The organism is Salinivirga sp., from assembly GCF_035268865.1.
In the GTDB taxonomy this organism is placed as follows: Bacteria; Bacteroidota; Bacteroidia; order Bacteroidales; family Salinivirgaceae; genus Salinivirga.
In genome coordinates this window covers 15,208-39,156 of the sequence record NZ_DATFKB010000110.1, presented here as the reverse complement: position 1 = coordinate 39,156, position 23,949 = coordinate 15,208, and the positions used below count along the sequence as shown (strand labels likewise).

17 protein-coding genes and 1 riboswitch are annotated in these 23,949 nt (G+C 39.1%); of the genes, 10 read left to right on the top strand and 7 right to left on the bottom strand.

Annotation, left to right across the window (positions count from 1 at the left end; genetic code table 11):
* Positions 1-35: 35 nt before the first annotated feature.
* The 4 genes from VJ937_RS06965 to VJ937_RS06950 form a co-directional block, all read right to left on the bottom strand.
* The gene (locus tag VJ937_RS06965) at positions 36-2,156 is read right to left on the bottom strand and encodes a SurA N-terminal domain-containing protein (protein WP_324066178.1); all 2,121 of its coding nucleotides are present in this window, start codon (positions 2,154-2,156) and stop codon (positions 36-38) included.
* A 278-nt stretch (positions 2,157-2,434) separates the two neighbouring features.
* Positions 2,435-3,010, bottom strand: coding sequence for a hypothetical protein (locus VJ937_RS06960; protein WP_324066177.1), 576 nt, complete (start codon positions 3,008-3,010; stop codon positions 2,435-2,437).
* A 256-nt stretch (positions 3,011-3,266) separates the two neighbouring features.
* Complete coding sequence (locus VJ937_RS06955) at positions 3,267-3,740, bottom strand: hypothetical protein (protein WP_324066176.1); 474 nt, start codon at positions 3,738-3,740, stop codon at positions 3,267-3,269.
* Between the two features lies 1 nt (position 3,741).
* Entirely contained in the window at positions 3,742-4,905 is a 1,164-nt protein-coding gene (locus VJ937_RS06950; protein WP_324066175.1) for a proline dehydrogenase family protein, read from the bottom strand.
* 13 nt (positions 4,906-4,918) lie between these two features.
* Here VJ937_RS06950 and VJ937_RS06945 point away from each other — a divergent pair, with 13 nt between their 5' ends.
* From VJ937_RS06945 to VJ937_RS06935, 3 genes are all read left to right on the top strand, one after another.
* Positions 4,919-5,965, top strand: coding sequence for a 3-dehydroquinate synthase family protein (locus VJ937_RS06945; protein ID WP_324066174.1), 1,047 nt, complete (start codon positions 4,919-4,921; stop codon positions 5,963-5,965).
* Complete coding sequence (locus VJ937_RS06940) at positions 5,953-7,173, top strand: 3-phosphoshikimate 1-carboxyvinyltransferase (protein WP_324066173.1); 1,221 nt, start codon at positions 5,953-5,955, stop codon at positions 7,171-7,173. The genes VJ937_RS06945 and VJ937_RS06940 overlap by 13 nt, the downstream gene beginning before the upstream one ends.
* 112 nt (positions 7,174-7,285) lie before the next feature.
* Positions 7,286-10,402: a PAS domain S-box protein gene (locus VJ937_RS06935; RefSeq protein WP_324066172.1), complete on the top strand. Its 3,117-nt coding sequence runs from the start codon at positions 7,286-7,288 to the stop codon at positions 10,400-10,402.
* A 107-nt stretch (positions 10,403-10,509) separates the two neighbouring features.
* On the opposite strand, the gene priA is transcribed toward VJ937_RS06935, so the two are convergent.
* Entirely contained in the window at positions 10,510-12,951 is a 2,442-nt protein-coding gene (gene priA / locus VJ937_RS06930; protein ID WP_324066171.1) for a replication restart helicase PriA, read from the bottom strand.
* Positions 12,952-13,002: 51 nt separating this feature from the next.
* Between priA and VJ937_RS06925 the strand changes: the two genes are divergently transcribed.
* A complete protein-coding gene (locus VJ937_RS06925) occupies positions 13,003-13,941 on the top strand; it encodes a DMT family transporter (protein WP_324066170.1) in 939 nt (312 codons plus the stop codon).
* On the opposite strand, the gene VJ937_RS06920 is transcribed toward VJ937_RS06925, so the two are convergent.
* Together VJ937_RS06920 and VJ937_RS06915 are read right to left on the bottom strand one after the other, a co-directional pair.
* Positions 13,938-16,022 (bottom strand): ATP-binding protein, encoded by a 2,085-nt coding sequence (locus tag VJ937_RS06920; protein WP_324066168.1) that lies wholly within the window; start codon positions 16,020-16,022, stop codon positions 13,938-13,940. The two genes, VJ937_RS06925 and VJ937_RS06920, sit on opposite strands and share 4 nt — an antisense overlap.
* 78 nt (positions 16,023-16,100) lie before the next feature.
* Positions 16,101-17,474: a hypothetical protein gene (locus VJ937_RS06915; protein ID WP_324066167.1), complete on the bottom strand. Its 1,374-nt coding sequence runs from the start codon at positions 17,472-17,474 to the stop codon at positions 16,101-16,103.
* A 289-nt stretch (positions 17,475-17,763) separates the two neighbouring features.
* On the opposite strand from VJ937_RS06915, the gene VJ937_RS06910 reads away from it, so the two are divergent.
* The 6 genes from VJ937_RS06910 (at position 17,764) to VJ937_RS06885 (ending at position 23,943) form a co-directional block, all read left to right on the top strand.
* Positions 17,764-18,360 carry a flavin reductase family protein gene (locus VJ937_RS06910; protein ID WP_057952677.1) on the top strand — a complete coding sequence of 199 codons (597 nt, stop codon included), beginning with the start codon at positions 17,764-17,766 and terminating at the stop codon, positions 18,358-18,360.
* 144 nt (positions 18,361-18,504) lie between these two features.
* Positions 18,505-19,392 carry a hypothetical protein gene (locus VJ937_RS06905; protein ID WP_324066164.1) on the top strand — a complete coding sequence of 296 codons (888 nt, stop codon included), beginning with the start codon at positions 18,505-18,507 and terminating at the stop codon, positions 19,390-19,392.
* 53 nt (positions 19,393-19,445) lie between these two features.
* Positions 19,446-19,889: a hypothetical protein gene (locus VJ937_RS06900; protein WP_324066163.1), complete on the top strand. Its 444-nt coding sequence runs from the start codon at positions 19,446-19,448 to the stop codon at positions 19,887-19,889.
* A 123-nt stretch (positions 19,890-20,012) separates the two neighbouring features.
* Positions 20,013-20,108: riboswitch (SAM riboswitch) on the top strand.
* A 177-nt stretch (positions 20,109-20,285) separates the two neighbouring features.
* On the top strand, positions 20,286-21,449 hold the full coding sequence (locus VJ937_RS06895) for a hypothetical protein (protein WP_324066162.1): 1,164 nt from the start codon (positions 20,286-20,288) through the stop codon (positions 21,447-21,449).
* A 197-nt stretch (positions 21,450-21,646) separates the two neighbouring features.
* A complete protein-coding gene (locus VJ937_RS06890) occupies positions 21,647-22,924 on the top strand; it encodes an O-acetylhomoserine aminocarboxypropyltransferase/cysteine synthase family protein (protein ID WP_324066161.1) in 1,278 nt (425 codons plus the stop codon).
* Positions 22,925-22,932: 8 nt separating this feature from the next.
* Positions 22,933-23,943: a homoserine O-acetyltransferase family protein gene (locus VJ937_RS06885; RefSeq protein WP_324066160.1), complete on the top strand. Its 1,011-nt coding sequence runs from the start codon at positions 22,933-22,935 to the stop codon at positions 23,941-23,943.
* The last annotated feature ends 6 nt before the right edge of the window (positions 23,944-23,949 follow it).

Below are 23,949 nucleotides of genomic sequence, written 5' to 3'. Positions count from 1 at the left end.
TTCACTTCAACCTCTGTTTTGATTATGTTAATATTTTAATAAAAATTGATGCGCTTATCATCAATTTCGGCATTTTCTTTCAATACTTCAAACACCTCACGCTGCACTCTTGTAAGATAATTACGCTGAAGTGATTGTTTTTGCATGGCTATATTAAGGTTAGCACCAGGCTCCTGAATTTCAGTAACCTGAATTACATAAACAGCATTATTTCCTTCTATAGGTGAAGAAATTTCATCCTGATTTAATGCCTGAGCTACGCCCTGAACTTTAGGTTCGATACCTAACCCGGGGACACTGAATGCTCCAAAAGCAACACCTTCGCTCATTTTCACTTCAACAGAAAGCGCTGAGCCAAGCTCTTCTATATTGCTGCTATTGGCTAATGCATCATTCATTTTATCCATCAGCATTTGAGCTTTCTTTTCCTTTCTTACAGCACGCTCCACTGTTGCTCTTACATCTTCAAGAGGAGCAAAACCTTCTTCATATTTCTCGGTTACAACACCAAGTACGTAATTATCGCCCAATTCAAAAATGGGGCTTTGGCTATTTCGGTCTATTATAATTTGATTCTCTTCGGTAAAAAATGCTTCACGTATTATATTTCTTGCATTTTCAAGACCTGCAATATCTCTTGAAGTTGGGTTTAGGTTATTGGCCTGTTTTTTAACAAGACCCTGCTCTTCAATTCCAGTATTGAACTCTTCAAATGAATTGTGTTCCGCAGCAAATTTACTTGCTTTCTGATAAACACGGTCCCTGGTATCTTCACTTGGTGCTATTTCACGAGAAATTACTGCAAGCTGTGCCTGCTTAACTTCTTTTCCAACTTCATCCATTTTTGCAATAAAAATATATTGATTGGTAGGAAATTGAACAACTTCATCAACACCAGCATCAAGCAATGCTTCCGAGTAGATGATCTCTTCTACATTACGCCATCCTAGGTCACCACCTTTTTTAGCAGTTTCCTGATCGGCAGAAAACTCTTCAGCAAGGGTTGCAAAATCGGCACCGCCTTCAAGTTCTTTTGTCAAACTATCTGCTAAAGCCTGGGTTTGCTCCGCACCTCTTTGTTCAGTGGGCATTAAAACAATATGGCGTACTTTTACGGTATCCGGGCGTTCGTCTACATGGGCAAGTTTAGCAACTTTAAAATATCCATCCTCACGATAGGGCCCGTAAATATCGCCTTCCTCCTGGGTAAACATAATTGAATCCAGTGTGGCATTTTCATGCTCACCTTTTTTGTAATACTTTGGATCGAAAGGTTCGTCAGATGTGGCTGCAACAAATTGAGCTTCTACCTCTGAATTTTTAAGTTCAGGGATAAGTGACTCAACATCTGATTTTATAGCCTGAATATCTTCGGGAGAAGGTTCAATGGAAAATGAGATATACTCCATATCCAATGCTTCTTCCTGTTTGAACATTTTTTTGTGTGCCTCATAGTATTCTTTTAAATCGGCATCACTTATGGTCACATCTTCATCTTTCAAATCAGTATATGGAATTGCCACATATTTAAAATCCACTTTTTTCTGTTGTTCAATAGCAGCTTGTTTGGCATAACTATCGGTAACATACATACCTTTTTGTATGGCCGCATAATATTTATTGTTCAGACGCTGCTGTTTGAGGCTCTGTTCAAAAGCCATCCAACGCGAGCGTGCTTCAGGATCGTTCTGCAACTGTGCAATATACATTTTTACACGTTCAGGATCGAACTGGCCTGTTTGCGGATTTTGGAAAGCCTGTGCTTGCCTGATTTGTGGGTGAATATTATTTCCAACAACCATATCTTTGAGCTCCTCAGTGCTTACATTAACACCTGCTTCGTCGAACTCTTCACCCATAATACGCTCCTGGAGTAATTGCTCCCAAACCTGGTCGCGCACCTGATAACGGGTTTGGTCATCGAGCGTGCTCTGACCACTGTTTGCTTTTGCATTTTCCAGCGCATCCTCTAAACGTTGCTGATAATTTCTATAGTCAACTGATACACCATTTATCTCAGCTAATTCAAATTGATCTGATGTTAAATTTGTACCGCCTCTAAACAGGTCGCCCAATATAAAAGCCAAAAGGGCCATCCCAATTACAATCGACACTAACAGTCCCATGCGGTTCCGAATTTTCTCCAGTGTAGCCATATTCTTAAAATTACGTGTTTAGCAAAAATTAATTCAGGGCACGAAGATAATAAAAAATGATAAAATGAAACCCTGATGATTAATAATCTCTTTTGTATTATTTTGAGTTGCTTTGAAATAACCCCGAAATAAGACTTTAATATTTCACTTAAATCCTATTTAGACCTTAGTTAACTATAGTTCGTGGGGATATAAATTCATAAAAAAAGAATAAGTGAGATTAAAAAAAGGCTGCTCAAAAAATATTGAACAGCCCTTCAAATAAAGTAATACTATTTTTAAATATAGAAATTCAATCCGCCACCAATGAAATGGTAACCATCATCGGTAATGTTAATTTCTGCTTCGAAAATAAATGACATGTTTTTTCGTAAACCTATTTCCAGACTGATTGGGATCCAACCAATGAACTCAGCCTCTTTACCATCTTTTTCATCCTGCTCATCAGGCTTATCGACAAAATTGATATCCATATCGAAACCTGACGAAATCCGCACATCGCTACGAATAGGGTAAGTACCCAACAATGCACCGTCGACACCGAAATCTCCAAAATGGTGGGCTCCACCCATTACAGAAAAATAGCGGCCAAGTGCAAACTCAACATCACCACCGATGTATTCACCATCATCGCTCAAAAAACCCGCTTTTAAACTAAAATCAATTCCTTTTTTTAGGCCATAGCCTCCATGCAAAAACAGCATAAACTCCGAATCGCCGTTAATAAGTACAGAAGGTTCAACTCCGATACTGATTTTCTTAGGTTTAAGTGTTTGACCGGTATTAAAAACCTGTCCGTAGCTGGCAACACTTAAGAGTAAAATCGTTGCTGATAGTAATAATAATTTTCTCATAACTATTAAATTTAATTTTATTTGCAAGCTCATGAGCTCACTTCGTTCGGTTCAAAGGTCATTACCTGTCCCGATGCAATCGGGATGGAGCTCGCCATGATGAATCAAATTTCCGTCACACAAGGCTTTCAGTTTTATTATAATCATGCAGGTGTACTTCGACATGCTCAGCATTAATGTGTTCCGCCAGCCGGCGGATCATGACTCGGTTCATCAATATGAAATTAACCACAAAAATATAACAGAGTTCATAAAATTATGTTAACCCACGGTTAATTTTTACGAGAATACCCAAAGCTTTCACCAGCTCTTCGAAATCTTTTTTGTTCAAAGCATTAACATTCACAGCAGGATATTTATAAACTTCACCCCGATCATTACGAAAAATGACCATCATCTTTTTCAGCCCGCCCATTTTCGGCTCAATTTTATAATCATGCACTTCGCCGGCTTTTATTTTAAATGCTTTATACTCTTTATTAATTGGAGCCAAACCAAAATATTTCACCACTACTGATTTTTTATCGACCTTAATTTTAAGGTAATTAAAACCAAGCATGTTTAATCCCAGGTATAAAAGCGCTATAAATACAGCAAACCCGACAATAATTTCAAATCCGGCATCGACATCAAAAATGAGCAGGGGCCCAACCGTGAGTACAAATAGAAAAGGTATGGCAAAAAACACTAATTTTATGTGCCGGGCATTTTTACGGTTTTCAATTTCCATATTACAATTTTTTTCTCCGCTGTTTTTCTTTCAAAATTAATGAAAGTTCTCTACCGGTTTGCCCCGCTACCGAAGTATTTTCTTCTGCTCTGCGAATAAGGTATGGAGCAACATGCCTTACCGGACCATATGGGATGTACTTCGCCACATTGTAACCATCATTGGCCAAATTATAACTAATGTGGTCACTCATACCATAAAGTTGTGAGAAATAAATCCGGTCATCATCTTTGCTGAGTCCCTGATCTTTTATCAATTCCGTAAGTAAAATATTGCTTTGCTCATTATGTGTCCCATTAAAAACATGTAAAATATCGATATTTTCCATAGAGACCCGTAATGCATCATCATACATTTTATCTGTAGTTCCCTTATCGGGATTTATAGGTGAAGGATATCCCTCTTCTTTTGCCCTGGCTCGCTCTTTTTCCATATAAGCACCGCGTACAAATTTAACACCTGAATAAAACTTCCGCTCTCTGGCTCTGGCAATTAAGTTTTTCAGGTATTCAAGCCTATCGGTCCGGTACATTTGCAGTGTATTAAACACTATAACCTTATGCTTATTATATTTTTCCATCATTTCATGCACCACCTCGTCGATGGCATCCTGAAACCAATAATCCTCAGCATCAATAAGTAACCTGATATTGTTGTCGGCAGCTGCAGATGAAAGTCGGTCAATACGATCGGCAAAAGCCTTGTACTGAAGTTGCTCATCATCTGTTATTTTTTGTTTAAAAGAAATCTTCTTTAAAACCGCAGTATCCACCATTGCTGTGGGTTTAAAAACTGCAAAAGGAATATTTTCGTTTTTTCCGGCATTTTCGATGGACCTCAATGTTTCCTGAAAAGCATTTTCTATGCCCTGCTCGGTACTTTTGCCTTCAACCGAATAGTCAAGAATCGATTTTACATTGGATTTGGCCATTGTGTCCACTACCGGTTGACACTTTTCAAGTGTTTCGCCGCCTACAAAATGGCGATAAATAGTTGGTTTTGTGGCCCATCCTATTGGCAGCCTGGTTTTAAGCGCTACCTCCAGCATAATTTTGCCTGTCTTCACCATCCAGGGTTTCTCAATTGTTCGAAATAATAATAAGGCCCGGTTTAAATCAGCATTATTTTTGTCCTGAAACGCTATCTTTGTATTATTGAAATCCATAATATATAGTTTAATGATATTTACCCATGATCTAAATACGGCACTGAAAGGTGTTTTAAACTCAAACAGATACAGTTCGGCCTTTGTTTTGGTAGATAAAAACACCCAAAAACACTGCCTTCCCTTGCTGCATAAATCTGTTAAGCAAAAAATATCAGGCACATTAACAGTTAATGCTGGCGAAATTACAAAAAATATAGATACCTGCATATTCTTATGGAATGAGCTTAATAAACTGGGCGCCGACAGGTATTCTATACTAATTAATTTGGGTGGTGGAATGATTAGTGATCTTGGTGGATTTATTGCTTCCACCTATAAAAGAGGCATTCACTTTATTAACCTCCCAACTACCATGCTGGCGATGATTGACGCAGCAATTGGCGGCAAAAACGGGATCAATCTGGGCCGGATGAAAAACCAAATAGGCGTAATAAATGAGCCTGATGAACTGATTATTTTTCCAGGGTTTTTAGAAACACTGGACCGAAATAATTACCTTGCCGGCTACGCCGAAGCACTAAAACATGGCCTTATTAAAAGTGAGAAGGCTTTTGAAAACACACTTGAATTTGCCACTCCTGACCTAAAAAGCGAAAAATTTATTGAGTTTTTGAAAGAGAACATGAGCATAAAAGAAGAAATAGTTGCTATAGATCCATACGAAAAAGCAGACCGTAAAGCATTAAACCTGGGGCATACAATTGGCCATGCGCTTGAGGCAATCTCGCACCAAAAAGGAAAACCAATGCTTCATGGCGAGGCAGTTGCCTGGGGTACCATTGCTGAGTTATTCATCTCGCAAAAATTACATGCACTCAACGGGTACTATTTGGAGCAGATGACAGCCCTGATTCAAAAGCATTATCCTGAACCAACATTCAGTTTGAATGACAAAGAAGAACTATTGGCTATAATGCGTCAGGACAAAAAAAACTTTGGAGAAACCATTCGTTTTACATTGCTTAGTGCTCCGGGCAAATACATAGTTGACCAGCCTGTTTCAGAAAACACTATTCTTGAATCACTTAAACACATAAAATCATTATGCCAGTCATAAAATTTGAACCCAAGCAAACCAAAATAAAAACTATACTACCAGGTTCTAAAAGTGTAAGCAACAGGCTTCTAATAATATCAGCAGTAGGCAATTTTCTGCCCGATTTTAAAAATATATCCCGTTGCGACGATGTAAAAGTTATGTTCGACATTTTGCATTCCAACACGAACCGGTTCGATGTGCACGACAGCGGTACTGCATTGCGTTTCTTAACCGCATATTTTGCAGGGATTGTGGGAAAATGGAATATTTCTGGTTCTGAACGAATAAAACAACGACCCGTCAAAGAACTTGTAGATGTATTGTTGCAGATGGGTGCTGAAATCTCTTACGACAATAAAGCGGGCTATGCTCCTCTAACTCTAACAGGCACAAAAATGCAGGGCGGCGAAGTAGAGCTCGACATCTCTAAAAGCAGTCAGTATGCCTCTGCTTTACTTTTGATATCGCCTATGCTCGAAAAAGGTTTAAAGCTGAGATTAAAAGGCCAAAAACGCTCCATGCCCTACATTGATCTTACCCTGGAACTCATGAGTAAGTTTGGTGTGCAGGCTATTCAACACGAAGATGAAATTGCAGTAATGCCAAATCAAAGCTATGTACCCTCTTCATTTAAAGTTGAAGCTGACTGGAGTGCTGCTGCATTTTGGTTTGAATTAGCTGCACTGAATCCACAATTATCAATAAAGCTACTTGGCTTAGATAAAAACTCGAAGCAGGGAGATAAAGCAGTAATGCAAATATTCCAAAATCTTGGTATTGAAGCCAACTTTGGCACCAATCACCTCACATTGCAAGGCACAAAAAGCCCAGGTGCAAAACCTTTGAATGTGGACATACGTCAAACACCGGACATGTTTCCTGCTGTTGCACTTACAGCAGCGGCACAAAAGCGCCCCTTCACAATCACAGGCACTGCTAACCTGGCCATTAAGGAGAGCCACCGTATAAAGGCAGTGGAGCAAATAATCAATGCTTTGGGCGTAAAAATGGATATTGGCAAAGACGAAGTTACTGTAAAAGAATACCCGAATGCCTTTCCCGGCAAAATCAAAGTCAAATCAGAGGGTGATCACCGCATCGCTATGGCTGTAGCACCACTGAGCACCATAATCGAGCAAATCCAAATCGATGACCCCAAAGTTGTCAGTAAATCATACCCGGAATTCTGGAAAGAGATGCAAAAAGTCGGAATATTTTTAGCATAAGAATATTTTAACTTTTAGAAATTTTTTAGTTCGACACAACTGAAAATAATTTGCACGGAAGGTTCTAAATATCTATCTTACTGTCTTTATTTAATTTTGGAATGGCCAACCTATGAGTGTAAACAATTTTACCGACCATAATTACAAATCCCTATTTACCAAACTTGACAAAGGCATTATTTATCAAGACCGTAATAAAAGGATTATTGATTTAAACTCCAAAGCTCAGCAAATACTGGGAATAAAAAAAGAAGAGCTCCCTGTTACTTTTCCTGATCCGCAAAGGCATGTTTTAATTAAAAATACAGGTGATTACGCATTACCCCACACAACAGCCCTCGACTCAGGAGAGGCAACGGAGAATCAGTTTTTTTTGTACAGGGATATGAAGCATGACAGGGAAATGCCGATATGCATGCAGGCCATACCAGTTAAAGAGACAGAAGAAAGCGAACCTGAAATTATTACCCTCATTGTTGATTATGCAGATTCATCTCAGGATAGTTCAAACGGTGATAAAATAGAGCAATGGGAAAGCATACAAAACCTTGCTAAAATAGGTGTCTGGGAATATAACCCTTTCACAAACGAATTTTCGGGAAGTGAGCAGGCAATAAAAATATACGGAGTCAAAACAGACTTAGGTGCTGAGCAAACTTATAAGTTTCCACTTGAAAGAATACAACAAAATATTCCGGATCGCGAGAAAGTAAATACGGCTTTAAAACAACTTATAGAAAAAAGTCAGGCTAATGATCTGGAGCAGGAGGCCATTGAATACGAAATTTACAGGGAAGACAACAATAAAAGAATTTATGTGCAATCAATTGCCATGCCAGTTAAAGATAAAAAAGGTAACCTGGTAAAAATAAGGGGCACGATACAGGATATCACCCGAACGAAAAAGATGGAGCAGGCCATTAGGGAAAATGAACTAAAGTTCCGCACCATATTCGAAGCTGCACCAATTGGAATATTACATTACAACCCGGAAGGTGTAATCACTGCCTGCAATGAAAAATTCGTAGATATTATCGGTTCGTCGCAAGAAGTACTTTGTGGTTTAAATATGTATAAACTCCCCAATAAAAAACTGGTAAAAACTATAGATGAATCTCTAAAAAAAGGTTCTGCAAAATATGAAGATTGGTATACATCTATCACCGGTAAAAAAACGACATATGTACGAATACTTTTTAAAGGCATAACTGACCATAATGACCAGATAATTGCCGGAATGGGTCTTGTTGAAGACATAACAGACCGCTGGAAAGCAGAGCAAAAGCTAAAAGAAAACACGCAAAAGCTTAAAACTGCACAAAAAATTGGTCGAATAGGAAGTTGGCAGTTCGATCTGGTTTCCAATAAAGTTGAGGCTTCTAAACAGGCATATGAAATTTATGGTTTAAAACCCGGACAAAAGCTCACAATTCAAAGAACACAAGAAATACCCCTGCCTCAATACAGAACAAAACTCAACAAAGCTCTTGAAGAACTATTAGCAGGCAAAAGTAATTATGAGCTGGAATTCAAGATTAAAAGGCCTATTGATGGTAAAATAGCACATATTTACTCAATAGCCGAATTCAACAAAGAAAAAAATCTTGTGATTGGTACAATTCAGGATATCACAGAGCTTAAAAAAACCCAGGAAACCCTAAACAAAAGAGAGAAAGAATACCGCCTGCTTGTTGAAAACCAAAACGACCTTATTGTTAAGGTGAATGCTGCAGGTGAATTTGAGTTTGTAAGTGACTCATATTGCAAACTATTCGATAAAAGCAGAGAACAGCTCCTGGGAGGCAGCTTTATGCCACTTGTGCATGAGGATGACCAGGCTTCGACAAACCAGGCCATGAAAAACTTGTACAAACCACCTTATAAATGTGTGCTTGAACAAAGAGCTATGACCAAATATGGTTGGCGATGGCTAGAGTGGAAAGACAATGCCATTACAGACAAAGACGGAAATGTTACATCTATTGTAGGTACGGGCAGAGATATTACCGAACGCAAACTAGCCGAAACAAAGGTGGCAGAAAAGAACCGCGAACTATCTGAAACCCTGCATCATATTCAGGAAATTAATATCGAGCTCGAAGTAGCCAAAGAAAAAGCCGAACAAAGCGACCGATTAAAAACTGTATTTCTGGGGAACCTCAGCCACGAAATCAGAACACCAATGAATGGTATTTTGGGATTTGCCAATTTGCTTAAGTCCGAAAACCTTACAGCATCGAAGCAGAAAAAATATCTTAATGTAATACAAAAAAGTGGTCGCAGAATGCTGGCACTTATTGATGATCTTATTGACATCTCACGTATAGAGGCCGGGCAAATGGAAATTAAAGACCGCAAAATCAATCTGAATGAATTAATGGATGACATATATGTTTTTTTCAAGCCCGATGCAGAAAGAAAAAAACTGTATTTCACTCATAAAAAAGACCTGGATAACACTGAGGCAATTATAAAAACCGATGGAGAAAAACTTGAACAAGTCATTACCAACCTGCTTAAAAATGCACTAAAATTTACCAGAGAAGGACAAATCAATTTCGGGTATAAACGTGTAAAGGACGTCATAAAATTTTGGGTAAGGGACACAGGACCCGGAATACCCTCATCGCATTTAAAAACAATTTTTGATCGATTCAGGCAGGTTGAAGACACTCCCTTCAGAGAAGAGGAAGGAAGCGGTCTCGGTTTAGCAATATCAAAAGCTTTCGTAGAAGCTATGGGAGGAGAAATCTGGGTCGATTCTCAAGTAAACGAAGGGGCTACCTTTTACTTTACTTTACCTTATATCCCAACAGAACAGACACAGCGAACTGCACAGAATGAAGACAATATCGATATTGATCAAAAAGTAAAAATCTTAATTGCTGAAGATGACGAAACAAGTAAAATGTACCTGCAGGAACTCCTGGAAACAGACAAAGCTGAACTTATTTTTGCAAAAAATGGCACTGAAGTGATAGACAAGTTTCAACATGAAACGATCGACATGATCTTAATGGACATAAAAATGCCCGTAATGAATGGCCTTGATGCAACACGCCACATAAGAGAAATGGATCCGCACATACCAATAATTGCACAAACGGCCTATGCTTCGGGAAGCTCAAGACAGGAAGCGCTCAGAGCCGGCTGCACCGACTTCATCTCCAAACCCATAGAAAGCAACAAACTCAAAAGAATGATAAGACAGTACATTAAAAAACGCTAAAGTCGTAGTATACTTCCATGAGGTGTAATTTGACGGGACTATAATTCTTTGCCCCGGCAAAAAGAAAAAACAAATACCAAACCCACCCTGTGAGGGTTGACCGGATGCTAATATGGGTCCATATCCGGATTGATGATTACACTCTTCAGCCCTTCGGCCTGGCGAACTTTAGCGATGGCATTATTCACAGCAGATTTAATCTCCAGTGTTTGGGCCGACCGCTCCATCTTGAGTGTCAGCTCCATGATGTAATAAGTCTGTATTCTCCCAATTACAGGTGCCTGGGGCCCCAAAACCTGCAACCCACTAATTTTTTTACAGGCAGTGGCCAACAGGTTGGCTGCTCTTTTACAAACTTCGTATTTTTTATGCTTTAAAGTCACAGCCAAAATGCGGGTAAAAGGTGGGTAAGCAAACTGATAACGTTGCTGAAGTTCTTGTTCAGCAAATACGCCATAATTCCCTTCCTGCAAATAGCTGATTACAGAATGCTCAGGTTGAGAGGTTTGTATGATAACCTGCCCATTGTCTGCGTGGCGGCCGGCCCGCCCCGCCACCTGCATCAACAGCTGCATACTCCGCTCAAAAGATCTGAAATCTGGGAAACTAAATAAATTGTCGGCATTAAGTACACCCACCAAATTCACATTTCTGAAATCAAGCCCTTTGGTCACCATTTGCGTACCTACCAATATATCAATCTCACCCTGATCGAATTGGCCTATTATACGTTCATGGCTGTTTTTTCGCCGGGTAGCATCCTGATCGAAACGCGCAATACGGGCATCAGGAAGTATGGCTTGCAATTCCTCTTCTATCTTTTCTGTACCAAAACCCATTGTTTTCATATTCACATTTCCACACTCCACGCATTTGCCGGCATTACGTACCGAAAAGCCACAATAATGGCAAACTAACCTATTATCTCTTTTGTGGTATGTGAGGCGCACATCGCAATGGGGACAAACAGGAATGTGGCCGCAATCGAAACATTGCAGATAAGGACTAAAGCCCCTGCGATTCTGAAAAAGAATAACCTGCTTGCCAGCCTCAAGCTCCTCTGTAACAGCACTCAATAAAATAGGCGTTAAATGAGCGCGAACCTTTCTCCTGCGCCACCACTTGGCATAATCTACTATTACAATCTCAGGATGTGTAAAGGCACCAAACCGCTCTACAAGTTTCACCAATGCATACTTTTTTGCTTTATGGTTTGCCAGGCTTTCAAGTGAAGGCGTAGCAGTTCCCATAAGCACTTTGGCCTTATACAGGTTAGATAAAACAATGGCAGCATCGCGGGCGTTGTAGCGCGGGGCAGGATCTTGCTGTTTATATGAACGATCGTGTTCCTCATCAACAATTATGCAGCCTAAATTTCTGTAAGGTAAAAAAATGGCTGAACGAGGCCCGATTATTACCTGGAACCGCTCGCCTTTGCGCACATCATGCCACATTTCAATGCGTTGCGCAGCATGAATACGTGAGTGGTAAACAGCTACCTTTTCTCCAAATACTTTCCTAAAACGGTGCACCAACTGGCCGGTAAGTGCAATTTCGGGCAACAACACCAATGCCTGCTTCCCTTCTTGAATAATACGCGATATTAAATGAAAATACACCTCAGTTTTGCCACTGGAAGTCACCCCATAAAGCAAGGTGGGTTTTTGTTTTTCCCATTCACTTAAAATCGTTTCAAATACTTCATGCTGTTTGGCCGATAATTGGGGTAGCGGCTCAGGCTCAGCCACCTGTTCTACCAGTCGATCCACTACATATTCCTCCTCGATTAGCCAGCCTTTATCAATCAGCGACTTCAGGACAGCATCCGAAACACCTGCCCCTTCCTTTACTGCCTTGCGAGCTGCAGCGCCCTGCGCTTTCCAGAAATACTCGAGTACTTTTTTTTGTGCCGGCGCACGTTTTAACTCCTTAAGGTCAACATTTCCTTTAGCAGCCAAATTATAATTCAACCGGAGTGTACGTGTCACCTTTGGTTTATATTGTTCGCTTACAGCTTCACGAATACCAATATACTTTTCGGCAGTAAGTGTTTTTATTAGCCGCATCAACTTTTGTGACGAAAAATGCGTGAGCAGCTCTTTTATCCGCATTTCCTGGTGGGCAATGATTATTTGGAGCAGAGTTCGCGCATCATCTTGCTCAAGGGTTTCGGGAACTGTTTTTTCGATAGCAAAAATTCGGGTCTCACTATGAATTTTAAACATAGCGGGCAGTGCAGCCTCACAAACTTCTCCAAGGGTACACATATAATATTCTGCCATCCATTCCCAAAATTTTAAAGAAACTTCAGGAACTACCGGATCTTTTTCCAACACATCAGACAGCGGCTTGGTATTATAGCTGGGGGCATTGTTATGCAAGGCTCTGACAATTCCGGCGTACATTTTTTGCTTGCCAAAATTTACAAGCACACGACTACCAACACCCACATAATCAAAATCATATGGGATCTCATAGGTAAAGGTACCCTCAGCTGCCAATGGCAAAATAACCTCAGCGAACTTTTTTGTACGTTTTTTGTCAGTCATGCAGCGCAAGTTAATAGTTTTATGTTTTTTTACACTGCCAGATTTGAATAAATGAGCAAACGTCTTTTAGCACACGCGGCCCTTATCGGAGCCAACCTGATATACGGAGTAAACTATTCGGTAGCGAAATGGATTATGCCCGATTATGTAAATCCTTTTGCCCTGGTAGTGATGAGGGCAATTGGCGGCGTGCTGCTTTTTTGGACATTCGCTTCATTTGGAGTAAAAGAGCAAGTAAAACGCAAAGATTTATACAGACTTGCGCTATGTGGAATGTTTGGGGTGGCATTTAACCAAATGATGTTCCTTGCCGGATTAAATTTCACCACACCTATTGATGCCAGTATCATTATGACAGCTAATCCGATAGTGGTGCTTGTTGCAGCACTTGTATTGCTTGGTGAACGTATTACCTGGCGAAAAACATTGGGGATTATACTTGGAGGCTCCGGAGCCATATTATTAATCACTTCTGGCGGGAATGTATCGTTAGACTCTGAACATTTTGTCGGCAACCTTCTTATGCTGGGCAACACCAGTTCATATGCCATGTATCTTGTACTGGTAAAACCACTAATGAAGAAATACCACCCGCTCACAGTAATAAAATGGGTATTCCTTTTTGGTTCTTTTATTATTATTCCGGTAGGTTTCGGTCAATTCAGCACTACTGATTTTAGCAATTTCACAACAGAAGTATGGTTATCTATTGGATATGTAGTGATTTTCACAACATTTTTTGCCTATCTGCTTAATATTGTAGCCATGAAATGGGTTAGCCCTACCCTTGCCAGTACGTATATTTATTCTCAGCCGGTTATTGCCAGCGTTGTAGCTATCATTATGCTTCAAGACCATCTTACATGGCTGAAAGTAATATCAACCGGTTTGGTTTTTGCCGGCGTATATTTTGTAAACCTGGCCGGGCAGCGACAAATGAAAAGAAGGTTGAAGTCCGCTGGTAAAAGCACTGTTCAAAGTCAGAATTAGTCACCTAAAATAAACCACACCTCAGCCCGGGTACCGGGTTGTTTTTCTACTATTTTTAATTCGCCCTCCATGGCCTGCATATAGATATTTGAAATATGTAAACCCAGACCTACACCTCGTTCTCCCAAAGTCCCTTTTTGCAATCTTACAGCAGGTTCAAGTATCTCATTAATTTTTTCAGGCGCTATGCCCACACCATAATCTTCCACTGCTATGCACACTTTATCTGCTTCCTGTGTGGCTTTAATTTCAATTTCACCCGAATCGTCGCTAAATTTTATGGCATTAGATAACAAATTCTGTAAAACAGACTGGGTCATATTTAAATCGGCCCAAACCTGTGGGTTTTCATCAAGTTTGGTATTTATTGTGAGTTTCTTGAACTCCAAATCATTTTTAAAAAAACTTACAGCCTCATCAACAATACTTCGAACTGAAAATGATTCAAAATAGGGTTGAATTTCCTGAATATTAATATTGGCCCATATCATTAAGTTATTCAAAAGAAACAATGATTGATTCACTTCTCTTGATAATTCTTTTACCATTGAGAGGCCTTTTTCTGTATCAAGTCCCTGTTCATTAATCATCCGCATAAGCATATATACCGAACTTAAAGGACTCCGAAGATCGTGCGAAATGATACTGAACATGGAATCTTTAATATGATTTACTTCTTCAAGTTGTTGTTTTTGCTCAAGCACTGCTTCATTTAACTCACTCAATTGGTTGTTCTTATTGTCTATTTGCTCTTTCTGAAGTGCTAATAATTTATTCTGCCGGCGCTTATTCCGCAGGGTCACGTATAAAAACACCAATACGATAATGAGTATAAGAATAATACCTCCGCCAACGAAAAAAGAAAATCGCTGATGTGTTTGCTTGAGCCTTAATGCCTTATTCTCCTTTTCCTTTTGTGCCAACTGATACTTAGCCTCCAGGCCTTCAATAACAGCCTCGTTCTCACTAATTTTCAGGCTATCTATTATCTCATGATTTAACACATAATACTTTAATGCCTTCTCTGAAAGGTTGTTTTTGTCATATAACTTGTAAAGGGACTCATAAACTCTTCCCGAATTGGGAGGATTTTTCTGTAGTTTTGCTATTTCGAGGGCTTTAAGGTAATAATGTTCAGCTTCTTCAAATTGATTAAGCGTATCGTAATAATATCCCATTCCATAAAAACCAAAATATTTGGCTTTATCGAAACCATTTGCAATACCTATATCGAGTACTTTTCTTATATATTTCTGTCCCCTTTTATGTTCACCGGCATCAATGTATTGTATTCCTAAATTATAATATGCCGGTGCAGCAGCAACTTCGCCCCTTCCCAGTCGATACATGCGAGCACTATTCTCAAGCTTCTCGAGGCTTTTTTTGATATCACCAGCATCTTTTGCTACAATAGATTGATTGTTATATATTTTCCCAAGTGCATTATAGAGTTTTTCCTTTTTGGCTATTTCCTCCGCTTTGGCATAGTATTTTAATGCTTTCTGAGGTTTATTATTGGTTCGCATTATTTCACCAATGGTAATGTAAATGGAAGTTTTGTGTGCCAATGTACCTGAAGCATCTATTAAATTCAGTGCCTTTAAGGCATATCTCATAGACTTATCTCGCTCTCCTATCAAATCGAAATAATTCACTACCAACAAATTGTATTTCAGCAATAATGCGGAATCGACGTCATGTTTTTCTATTTTCTTTTCAAGTTCTCCAAAAATTGGTTCCGCATTTTTTCGGTCTGCTATATCAATGTATGTTTTAAACCCTGACATCAAAATTTCAATCTCGTCTTCTTTATCGAGCCATTTGATTTTCCTTGCCCTGTCGAAAAATTCTATGGCTTTATTAAAATCGCCTATGTAATGATTCAATTCGGCGCCTATTATGCAATAATCAGCATACTGTTGATCAGATAGTGCAGTTTTATCAACTTTTTTAAGGTGGCGCAATGCATTTTTGTAATCATCCCGGGCATAATAATATGAGAGAGAGTCTATAGAACCCAAGAGCACAGAATTCGAGCTAATCAAAAATAAAAAAACAAATACCATCAATAATCTTTGCATCAGTCAAAATTTAGATTCTATTTGTGGACTAATTTCCCTAAAAGCTTGTAACAATTTATAAAAATAACTTGAGAATTTCTAATTGTTCTGTTTAAAAACACTGCCTTGAATTAAGATTCCTTCATCTGTTATTCCGGCTAAGCCTTCAATGATCCAATTATTTTCAAAATCTTTCATCTCTTTCTTTTCCAATACTCCGGGAATCCGGATAAAAACTCTACCTGAATTGTTTTTTTGGTTAGAAAAGCCTTTTACAAACTGTCCATTAACAAGCTCATTTAAAAGCATAAGTAAAGCCTGTTTATTTTGTGAAAAGTATAAATGATCTCTCAATTGAGTGACATATAACTTTTCTGTGGTCTCTGAATTTCCGAAACATATTTGAGAAAGCTCATCGGGCAGCATCCGTGCAATAGTATAGTTTTTTTTATTCTCGCCATTTTTTATCCTGATGGTTTCGTATTCAGTAAAAAAACGATTACCCGTTGCAAAAGGTGCAGCATCATATCGTAACTTTACCATTGCAATATCCTCAGATATACCATTGAAATTACAATGCATCCATGTTATGCTTCCATCAACCCAGGCATCAATTAAGCTGTTAAATTTAAATTGATATTTATCTTCAGCATCCCAGAGTATTTGGGCTTTTTCATCGTTCATGAAATTGCGTATGCACCCAGCATCGCCGAATGCATATTGTACGGCGCCGGTGGCTGAAACAGGTATGTTTTTATGAAAATTATCGGCATTAAGGTCCCCGCAAACCTGTTGAATACTGTCTATAGCAAGTTTATAATAATAGGCATCCTGTACCTTATGAATTACTAAACGATATTTAGAAGCCTTTACCGGCATGTTTCGAAACAATGAACTTTGCTTTTTCAACCAGGCAAATGCTTGCTTCGTGTTGCCTTCAAATTGATTATGTGGAAACTCACGTAAGAATGAACCTGCATATAATTCATTCTCAGCCGTTTTTTCCATTAACTCGCCATCGGTTCCAAGCACTATTAGCTTTGTGCCTTTAGCCATAAAAAACTTTTGCGGTTCTTTAATCTCGGTAAGATTAGCTACGCTTTTACCTTCAAAAAAGGTATCGTCCGCCAATTCATAATTCTCATCTGTAAATATCCAATATAGTGGCGATAAAGTTTTTTGACGAGTCAGATGCCATGATACCAAAACCCGGCCTGCTTTCACTTGATGCATTGCGAGTGCAGAATCGGGTAATATACCTAGTAAATCATTTTCTGAATCAGCCTCACCTCCCCTCCAATGCGTTATACGCTCTACTGTTTTACTATCGTAATGATGGTATAATACAGCATGCTCATCGAGATAAGTGCGCAAGTCCGTTAGCGGACGGTCGTCCTTTTTAAAATAAAAATAAATTGTTCCTGCGGCAATTACAACAGTTAACAGAATGATAAGTATCCGGCCAGTTTTCATAATATAATTTTGATTTTAGTAGTCATAACCTGCCCCTCCAAAGGGGATGAGTTCGCCATGATGAATTAAATTCCTAATAAACATAGATTTCACATTCATTATAACCTTTTGTTTGTTTGACAAAATTTGGTCATGGCATAGTTCATATCCAACTTATTTATAAGCATTAATGAATAAGATAAAACTGAAATTCTATTCAAAGATAGTTTAAAAATAAGGGATATCGGGTTTGCTTCATTATGTTTGTATTAAATTAACACATCAAAACTTTCAGGAAAATTACTTAAATATGGAAAAAATAAACTGGAAACCAGGAACTCTGATATACCCTTTACCAGCCACTATTGTAAGCTGTGGTCATGATGAAAAAGACTATAATCTGATTACAATAGCCTGGACAGGCACAGTAAATTCAAAGCCGCCAATGTGCTACATTTCTGTAAGGAAAGAACGCCATTCATACGATATATTAAAGCAAACAGGGGATTTTGTAATTAACCTGACCACAGAAAAGCTTGCGCGGGCAACCGACTGGTGCGGCGTAAGATCGGGTCGCGATTATGATAAATTTAAAGAAATGAATCTCACACCCGGACCGGCAGAGAAAGTCGGGGCCCCAATTATAAAGGAATCGCCATTGAATATTGAGTGCAAAACTCAACAAATAATTCCACTGGGCTCACATGACATGTTCATAGCAGAGGTGGTGAACATAAAAGCTTCAAAAGAATTTTTTGATTCGAAAGATGCATTCAGGCTGGATAAAGCAGGGTTAATTGCCTACAGCCACGGAAAATATTATAGTCTTGGCAAAAAACTGGGCAAGTTTGGGTTTAGTGTACAGAAAAGGAAAAAGAAAAAACACAGAGGAAAACATAAAAGCTAACAGCACTTTAAAACATTTTTTAAGCGAATTTTAAAACATTCCTGATAGAAATATCGTAAATTCCCGTAACCTTTTCGCCAAAAAAAGGGTAAAGCATATTTGTTGTAACATATATTGTTTGTATCTTTTCAAAAAAATTTAGCCGTGCAAAAAATCATATTTTTCTCAATTATTATTTTTCTGACATCAGCATGTAACACAAGCCAGGAAAAGAAGGTAGAAGCTTCTAAAACAGATCAGGCTACGACAAATTCCCAGGACAAAAAACTTGTAGAACAAATTTTTTACAATGTGCCATCTCCACTTGAAATGGCACAGATGACAAGAGACGCAGGGATGCAATTCAATTCAGAACTTACAAATCCCACAGAAAACAAACAGTATTACATAGACCAAACCACGCAGGCACTTAACCTGGGTGTATATGGGGCCGACTTAAGTTATGCCCGTATTTTTGATCAGGTGCAGGAGGCTGTAAATTTCCTGGCAGTTATTAGGGAGCTGACAGAATCATTGCAGATACCCCAGGACAAAGAAACATTCGCGCTGGACAAGATTGAAAAACACATTAATAACCGCGACACACTGCTTCACATCATCACTGAAATTTATAGTGATATGGATATTTACCTGAAAGAAAACAACCGTGGCATTGTAGCCGCAATGATTATCACAGGTGGTTGGATTGAAGGTAATTACCTTGCACTTCAATCAATGAATAAAGAAAAGCCAAACGAAAAAGTTTTACGACGTGTTGCCGAACAAAAATTATCACTTGCAAGCCTCATAGAACTTATTAAACCGCACGTAAGAACAAACCACAAATCAGGGCAAGTACTTGCCGACCTTGAAGAATTATATGTCATTTATGAAGATGTTACAATTGAAACCAAAAATAGTGGAATAGAAACAGATTCAAGCAAGGGAAAGACCACAATAAAAGGAAACACCAGAGTTGAAATAGATCAGGAAACACTTCAAAGCATTCAAAGCTTTATAAATGACCTTAGAAAAGATATTACAAACCCATAAATTTTTGGTCTTCATGATTGAAAATGCTAATATTGTATAAAAATTCGGTAAAAATGAAAAACGCGATCATCATAATTCTCACAGCTTTGCTCTCATTTACATTAATTGGCGAGGCACAAGGGCAATGTCGTAAATACACAAAAAAATCCTGTGTGCCGAAACTTGATCCTTATATCTTCAACGGACAGGTAAACAGTGCGCTTCTCAACGAAGGAGATATTGCCGAGCTTATGCTAACTTTTTATGCCGACCAGGAATATCGCGTGCTGGTTTGTGCCGAAGACCAGCTTGGTGATGTAAATTTCAAACTGAAAGATATCAACGACAAGGTATTATTTGATAACAGCAAACATGAAATGGCCAGCCTGTGGGATTTTACCTCCAACACAACCCAACAAATTATTGTTGAGTTAGAAATCCCGGAATCAGACGAAGCCGGCGAAAAATTAAAAAATGGCTGCGTTGCCATATTGGTTGGTTTTAAAGAAACGGAATAAAATATAAACTTTTTTATAAAAATGTCGTTCTACCTGAGAACGACATTTTTTTTGCTCATTAAAATAAATTACCATTTCTTTGCAAAAGTTTCAATCTATTAATCGTACGAACGTTTTTAGATTGAGTTATAAAGAAGAGCGGAGAGAACAGGCTCGCAGATGCTCTGGCAACCGGCTAAAGCAAGGTGCCACAACCTGCCCAAAAGGGAATTATAACTAAAATGTAGATTATGAAACGTATTTACAACTTACCCACACCATCCAAACTTAGATTTCAGGCTTTCACATTATGTTCTTCATGTTCGCATTGCATGCGAATGCGTAGCTGCTAATTTCTGGCTCCCAAATAACCCAGAAGGACGCTTTTACGCATTTTCAAACCTAAATATTCATGCTATGCAAAATACAGAAGTTCACAAAATTGGTGGGTCGGTACTTAAAGACCCAGCTGAAACCAAAATAATAATCAAACGGTTAATCTCCACTGACCCCAGAAAATTAGTTGTTGTTTCTGCCTTGTTTGGGGTAACAGATCTAATAAACCGGGCCTGTAACAGCACGAAATCCCCGAAAAAACAAATTAAGGAATTAAGGAGTATTCATGATGGTTGGATAAACTTCCTCATTGAAGACGCAGACACAAGACAAAACTTAAAAAATAAAACCAATGACACAATAACCGAAATATCAGAGGAAATAGAACTTTATACTGCAACAGAAAGCCAGCATAAACTAGCCCTGATATTGAGTTATGGAGAAAGATTGTCTGCAATTATATTATCATCTGCGATAAAACAATTTGTGAAAAGTTCATTGCAATGTCCAGGGGATTTTGACCTTAAAACAACCGGCGAGCCACTTTCATCCAGTTTTATCGATTTAAATGTGAGTAAACTCAAGCGCAGCACTATTACCGACAAAATCACAATTGTACCGGGATTTTATGGTATTTCTGAAAAAGGAAACATCTGTCTGGTGGGCCGTGGAGGCTCAGACTATAGTGCCGCGTTCATTGCTGCAAAACTCAATGCATCGAAACTGGTTTTCTGGAAAGATACGCAGGGGGTACGCAGTGCAGATCCTAAATCTGTTGGCAAAACTCAGCTGGTGAAGCACCTGAACTTTAATGCCCTTAGTATTATGGAGCAAACCGGTGCTGCTATCATTCACCCCAGGGTAACGCAGGAAATAAAAAATACCGACATTCAAATTCACTTCAATAATCCCAACACCCTGAACAACCCTGTGACCATTATACAAGGTTCAGGAAAAACTACCGAAAAACCCATTATTATTACGACAGGCAACAAACAACATCTTGACAAATATTCAGGATCAGCATTAACCATATTATCAAGAAATATTCCGGCAGCACTCATTTTAGTGAGCCAGTGGAAAACAAGACACCCATCATCAAAAATTATAAATTATTCTGATCACCACATAAAAATAAGCGTCCGGGAAGACTCAAGAACCACAGCAGCACAATTTTTTCATAATGGTTTCTACGTTAATAAAGAAGCGTCTGTGAACATAATCCGAACCCCACAAATAATCTAGTATGCCAATAAAAATCAAAATACATCAACCTTACAGGGCAAGAGAGGCCGGAATTATGCCTGATAATCATACACCCTCTCTCATTTAACATAGATTAAAATCTCTGACAGCAACAGATAAGTAAAAACCACGCCTGGTGCTGAATGGGGAAGGTACACCCTAAACAAATCAATTGTAGGACAAAAAAAGAATAAACTATGCATTTTCAAACAAAGCAAATACACTCAGGTTATAAAAAAGATGATAGTACTGGTGCACGGGTAACACCCATATACCAATCCAATGCGTTTTATTTCAACGACTCAGAACATGCGAAAAGACTATTCAGCCTTGAAGAAAGCGGAAATATATATAGTCGACTGGGTAACCCCACAAATGCCATTCTGGAATCGCGCATTGCTGATATGGAAAACGGAGCTGCTGCACTTGCGGTGGCATCGGGTCATGCAGCCCAGCTAATCACCGTTACAACCCTTGCCAAACAAGGCGATAATATCGTTACTGCTCCATTCTTGTATGGAGGCACGCATAACCAATTCAATGTCACATTCCGCAATTTTGGTATCGATGTAAGATTCACAAAAGACCTAGGTGCGAAATCATTTGAGTCGCTTATCGATGCAAACACAAAAGCCATTTACCTGGAGACGATAGGTAATCCATCATTCAGGATACCCGATTTTGAAAAGCTTGTAGAAGTTGCAAACAAGTATGAAATCCCGGTAGTTGTTGACAATACCTTTGGAGCTGGCGGTCATTTCTGCAGACCAATAGATTATGGAGCGCACATAGTATTGCACTCTGCCACAAAATGGATTGGCGGACATGGCACAAGTATGGGTGGAATCATTATCGACGGTGGTCAATTTGACTGGTCAAACGAACGATTCCCGCTACTTAACCAGCCTTCTCCTGGTTACCACGGGATTAATTTCAGTGAAACGTTCGGCGAATTAGCCTTTACTGCAAGAGCAAGGGCAGAACTTTTGAGAGATCTCGGTCCGGTTCAAAGTCCCTTTAACAGTTTTATGCTCCTGCAAGGCCTTGAAACATTATCGCTAAGAGCCCAAAAACAGGCAGAAAATGCAAAAGAACTTGCTCAATACCTTAACAAACATGAACAAGTTAAAGATGTGTGCTATCCAGGGCTGGAAAATCATCCTTCGCATAAAGAAGCTCAAAAATATCTGGAAAACGGATATGGGGCAGTATTAAGTTTTACGGTAAACGGAGGCGCAAAATCTGCATCATTTATAATCGATCATTTAGAGCTCGCCGGCCATATGGCAAATGTAGGCGATAACAGAACACTTGTCATTCAACCAGCAATTACAACGCATCAACAGTTGACCCCGGAGCAGCAAAAAGCTGCAGGTGTTGAAGCTGCACAAATCAGAGTTTCGTGTGGTATTGAACATTCAGCAGATATTATAAATGATTTCAAAAATGCACTTTTCAAACTTCAATCAAAATAGCAACAATAATGGAACTAAAAACAATAAATAAAGAGGTGGCAAAGCGTACGGAAAGAGTCACACTTCGGCATTTCATAACAGAATCGGGAACAGAGCTCTCTGCAATTCGCATATTTTATCATTCATGGGGCAAGCTCAACTCCCGGGCCGATAATGTCATTTGGATTTGCCATGGCCTCACTGCCGACAGCAATGCAGCAGCATGGTGGCCGGGACTGATTGGTCCCGGCAAAACCTTCGACACCAATAAATATTTTATCATTTGCCCCAACACACCCGGCTCATGCTATGGCTCCTCTACACCAAAAGAGTTGAAATCAGCCGCAGATTTGCCAGATAAAAAAAATTTAAAAATAACTGCACGCGATATCGCAAATATGTTCGACCTAATGACAGTGCAACTGGGTATTAAACAAATTCATATTTTAACCGGACCCTCAATCGGAGGTTTTCTTGCATTAGAATGGGCTATCGCAAACACATTACCTGTAAAAAAACTGGCACTGGTAGCGACGAGCTATTATGCATCACCGTGGAACATCGCAATTAATGAAACCCAGCGCATGGCCATTAATAGACAAAACAAAAAGGCAGGGCTTGCCACTGCCAGGGCTATTGCCATGTTAAGCTATCGATCAGCAGAGGCATACAACAGCACACAACAAGGCAAAAATGAGATGAATGAGTTTTATGCTGCAACCTATCAGCAATATCAGGGCGAAAAACTCGTAAAAAGATTCTCGCCTGATGCATATGAGTTTATGATTGACCTTTTCAACAGCCACGATGTATCGCGAAAAAATACTGATGCCCATGCAGCACTCTCAAAAGTTAATATACCTGTGCTGGTTATTGGATTTACGCACGATAATTTGTTCCCACCCCGGGAACAGCATCAATTGGCAGAAATGATACCCGGTGCAACATTGCAAATAATCGCGTCAGATTTTGGGCACGACGCATTTCTGACAGAAAGCAGGAAGGTCTCTGCAATAATTAAGAACAAACTAAACATTTAAAAAACC

Excerpts from the sequence above, each read along its gene's own strand:
- VJ937_RS06955 (WP_324066176.1), bottom strand. The coding sequence starts at position 3,740 with ATGGAAATTGAAAACCGTAAAAATGCCCGGCACATAAAATTAGTGTTT.
- VJ937_RS06945 (WP_324066174.1), top strand. The coding sequence starts at position 4,919 with ATGATATTTACCCATGATCTAAATACGGCACTGAAAGGTGTTTTAAAC.
- VJ937_RS06910 (WP_057952677.1), top strand. The coding sequence starts at position 17,764 with ATGGAAAAAATAAACTGGAAACCAGGAACTCTGATATACCCTTTACCA.
- VJ937_RS06895 (WP_324066162.1), top strand. The coding sequence starts at position 20,286 with ATGCAAAATACAGAAGTTCACAAAATTGGTGGGTCGGTACTTAAAGAC.
- priA (WP_324066171.1), bottom strand. The coding sequence starts at position 12,951 with ATGACTGACAAAAAACGTACAAAAAAGTTCGCTGAGGTTATTTTGCCA.
- VJ937_RS06960 (WP_324066177.1), bottom strand. The coding sequence starts at position 3,010 with ATGAGAAAATTATTATTACTATCAGCAACGATTTTACTCTTAAGTGTT.
- VJ937_RS06950 (WP_324066175.1), bottom strand. The coding sequence starts at position 4,905 with ATGGATTTCAATAATACAAAGATAGCGTTTCAGGACAAAAATAATGCT.
- VJ937_RS06885 (WP_324066160.1), top strand. The coding sequence starts at position 22,933 with ATGGAACTAAAAACAATAAATAAAGAGGTGGCAAAGCGTACGGAAAGA.
- VJ937_RS06935 (WP_324066172.1), top strand. The coding sequence starts at position 7,286 with ATGAGTGTAAACAATTTTACCGACCATAATTACAAATCCCTATTTACC.
- VJ937_RS06940 (WP_324066173.1), top strand. The coding sequence starts at position 5,953 with ATGCCAGTCATAAAATTTGAACCCAAGCAAACCAAAATAAAAACTATA.
- VJ937_RS06900 (WP_324066163.1), top strand. The coding sequence starts at position 19,446 with ATGAAAAACGCGATCATCATAATTCTCACAGCTTTGCTCTCATTTACA.
- VJ937_RS06920 (WP_324066168.1), bottom strand. The coding sequence starts at position 16,022 with ATGCAAAGATTATTGATGGTATTTGTTTTTTTATTTTTGATTAGCTCG.
- VJ937_RS06890 (WP_324066161.1), top strand. The coding sequence starts at position 21,647 with ATGCATTTTCAAACAAAGCAAATACACTCAGGTTATAAAAAAGATGAT.
- VJ937_RS06965 (WP_324066178.1), bottom strand. The coding sequence starts at position 2,156 with ATGGCTACACTGGAGAAAATTCGGAACCGCATGGGACTGTTAGTGTCG.
- VJ937_RS06915 (WP_324066167.1), bottom strand. The coding sequence starts at position 17,474 with ATGAAAACTGGCCGGATACTTATCATTCTGTTAACTGTTGTAATTGCC.
- VJ937_RS06925 (WP_324066170.1), top strand. The coding sequence starts at position 13,003 with ATGAGCAAACGTCTTTTAGCACACGCGGCCCTTATCGGAGCCAACCTG.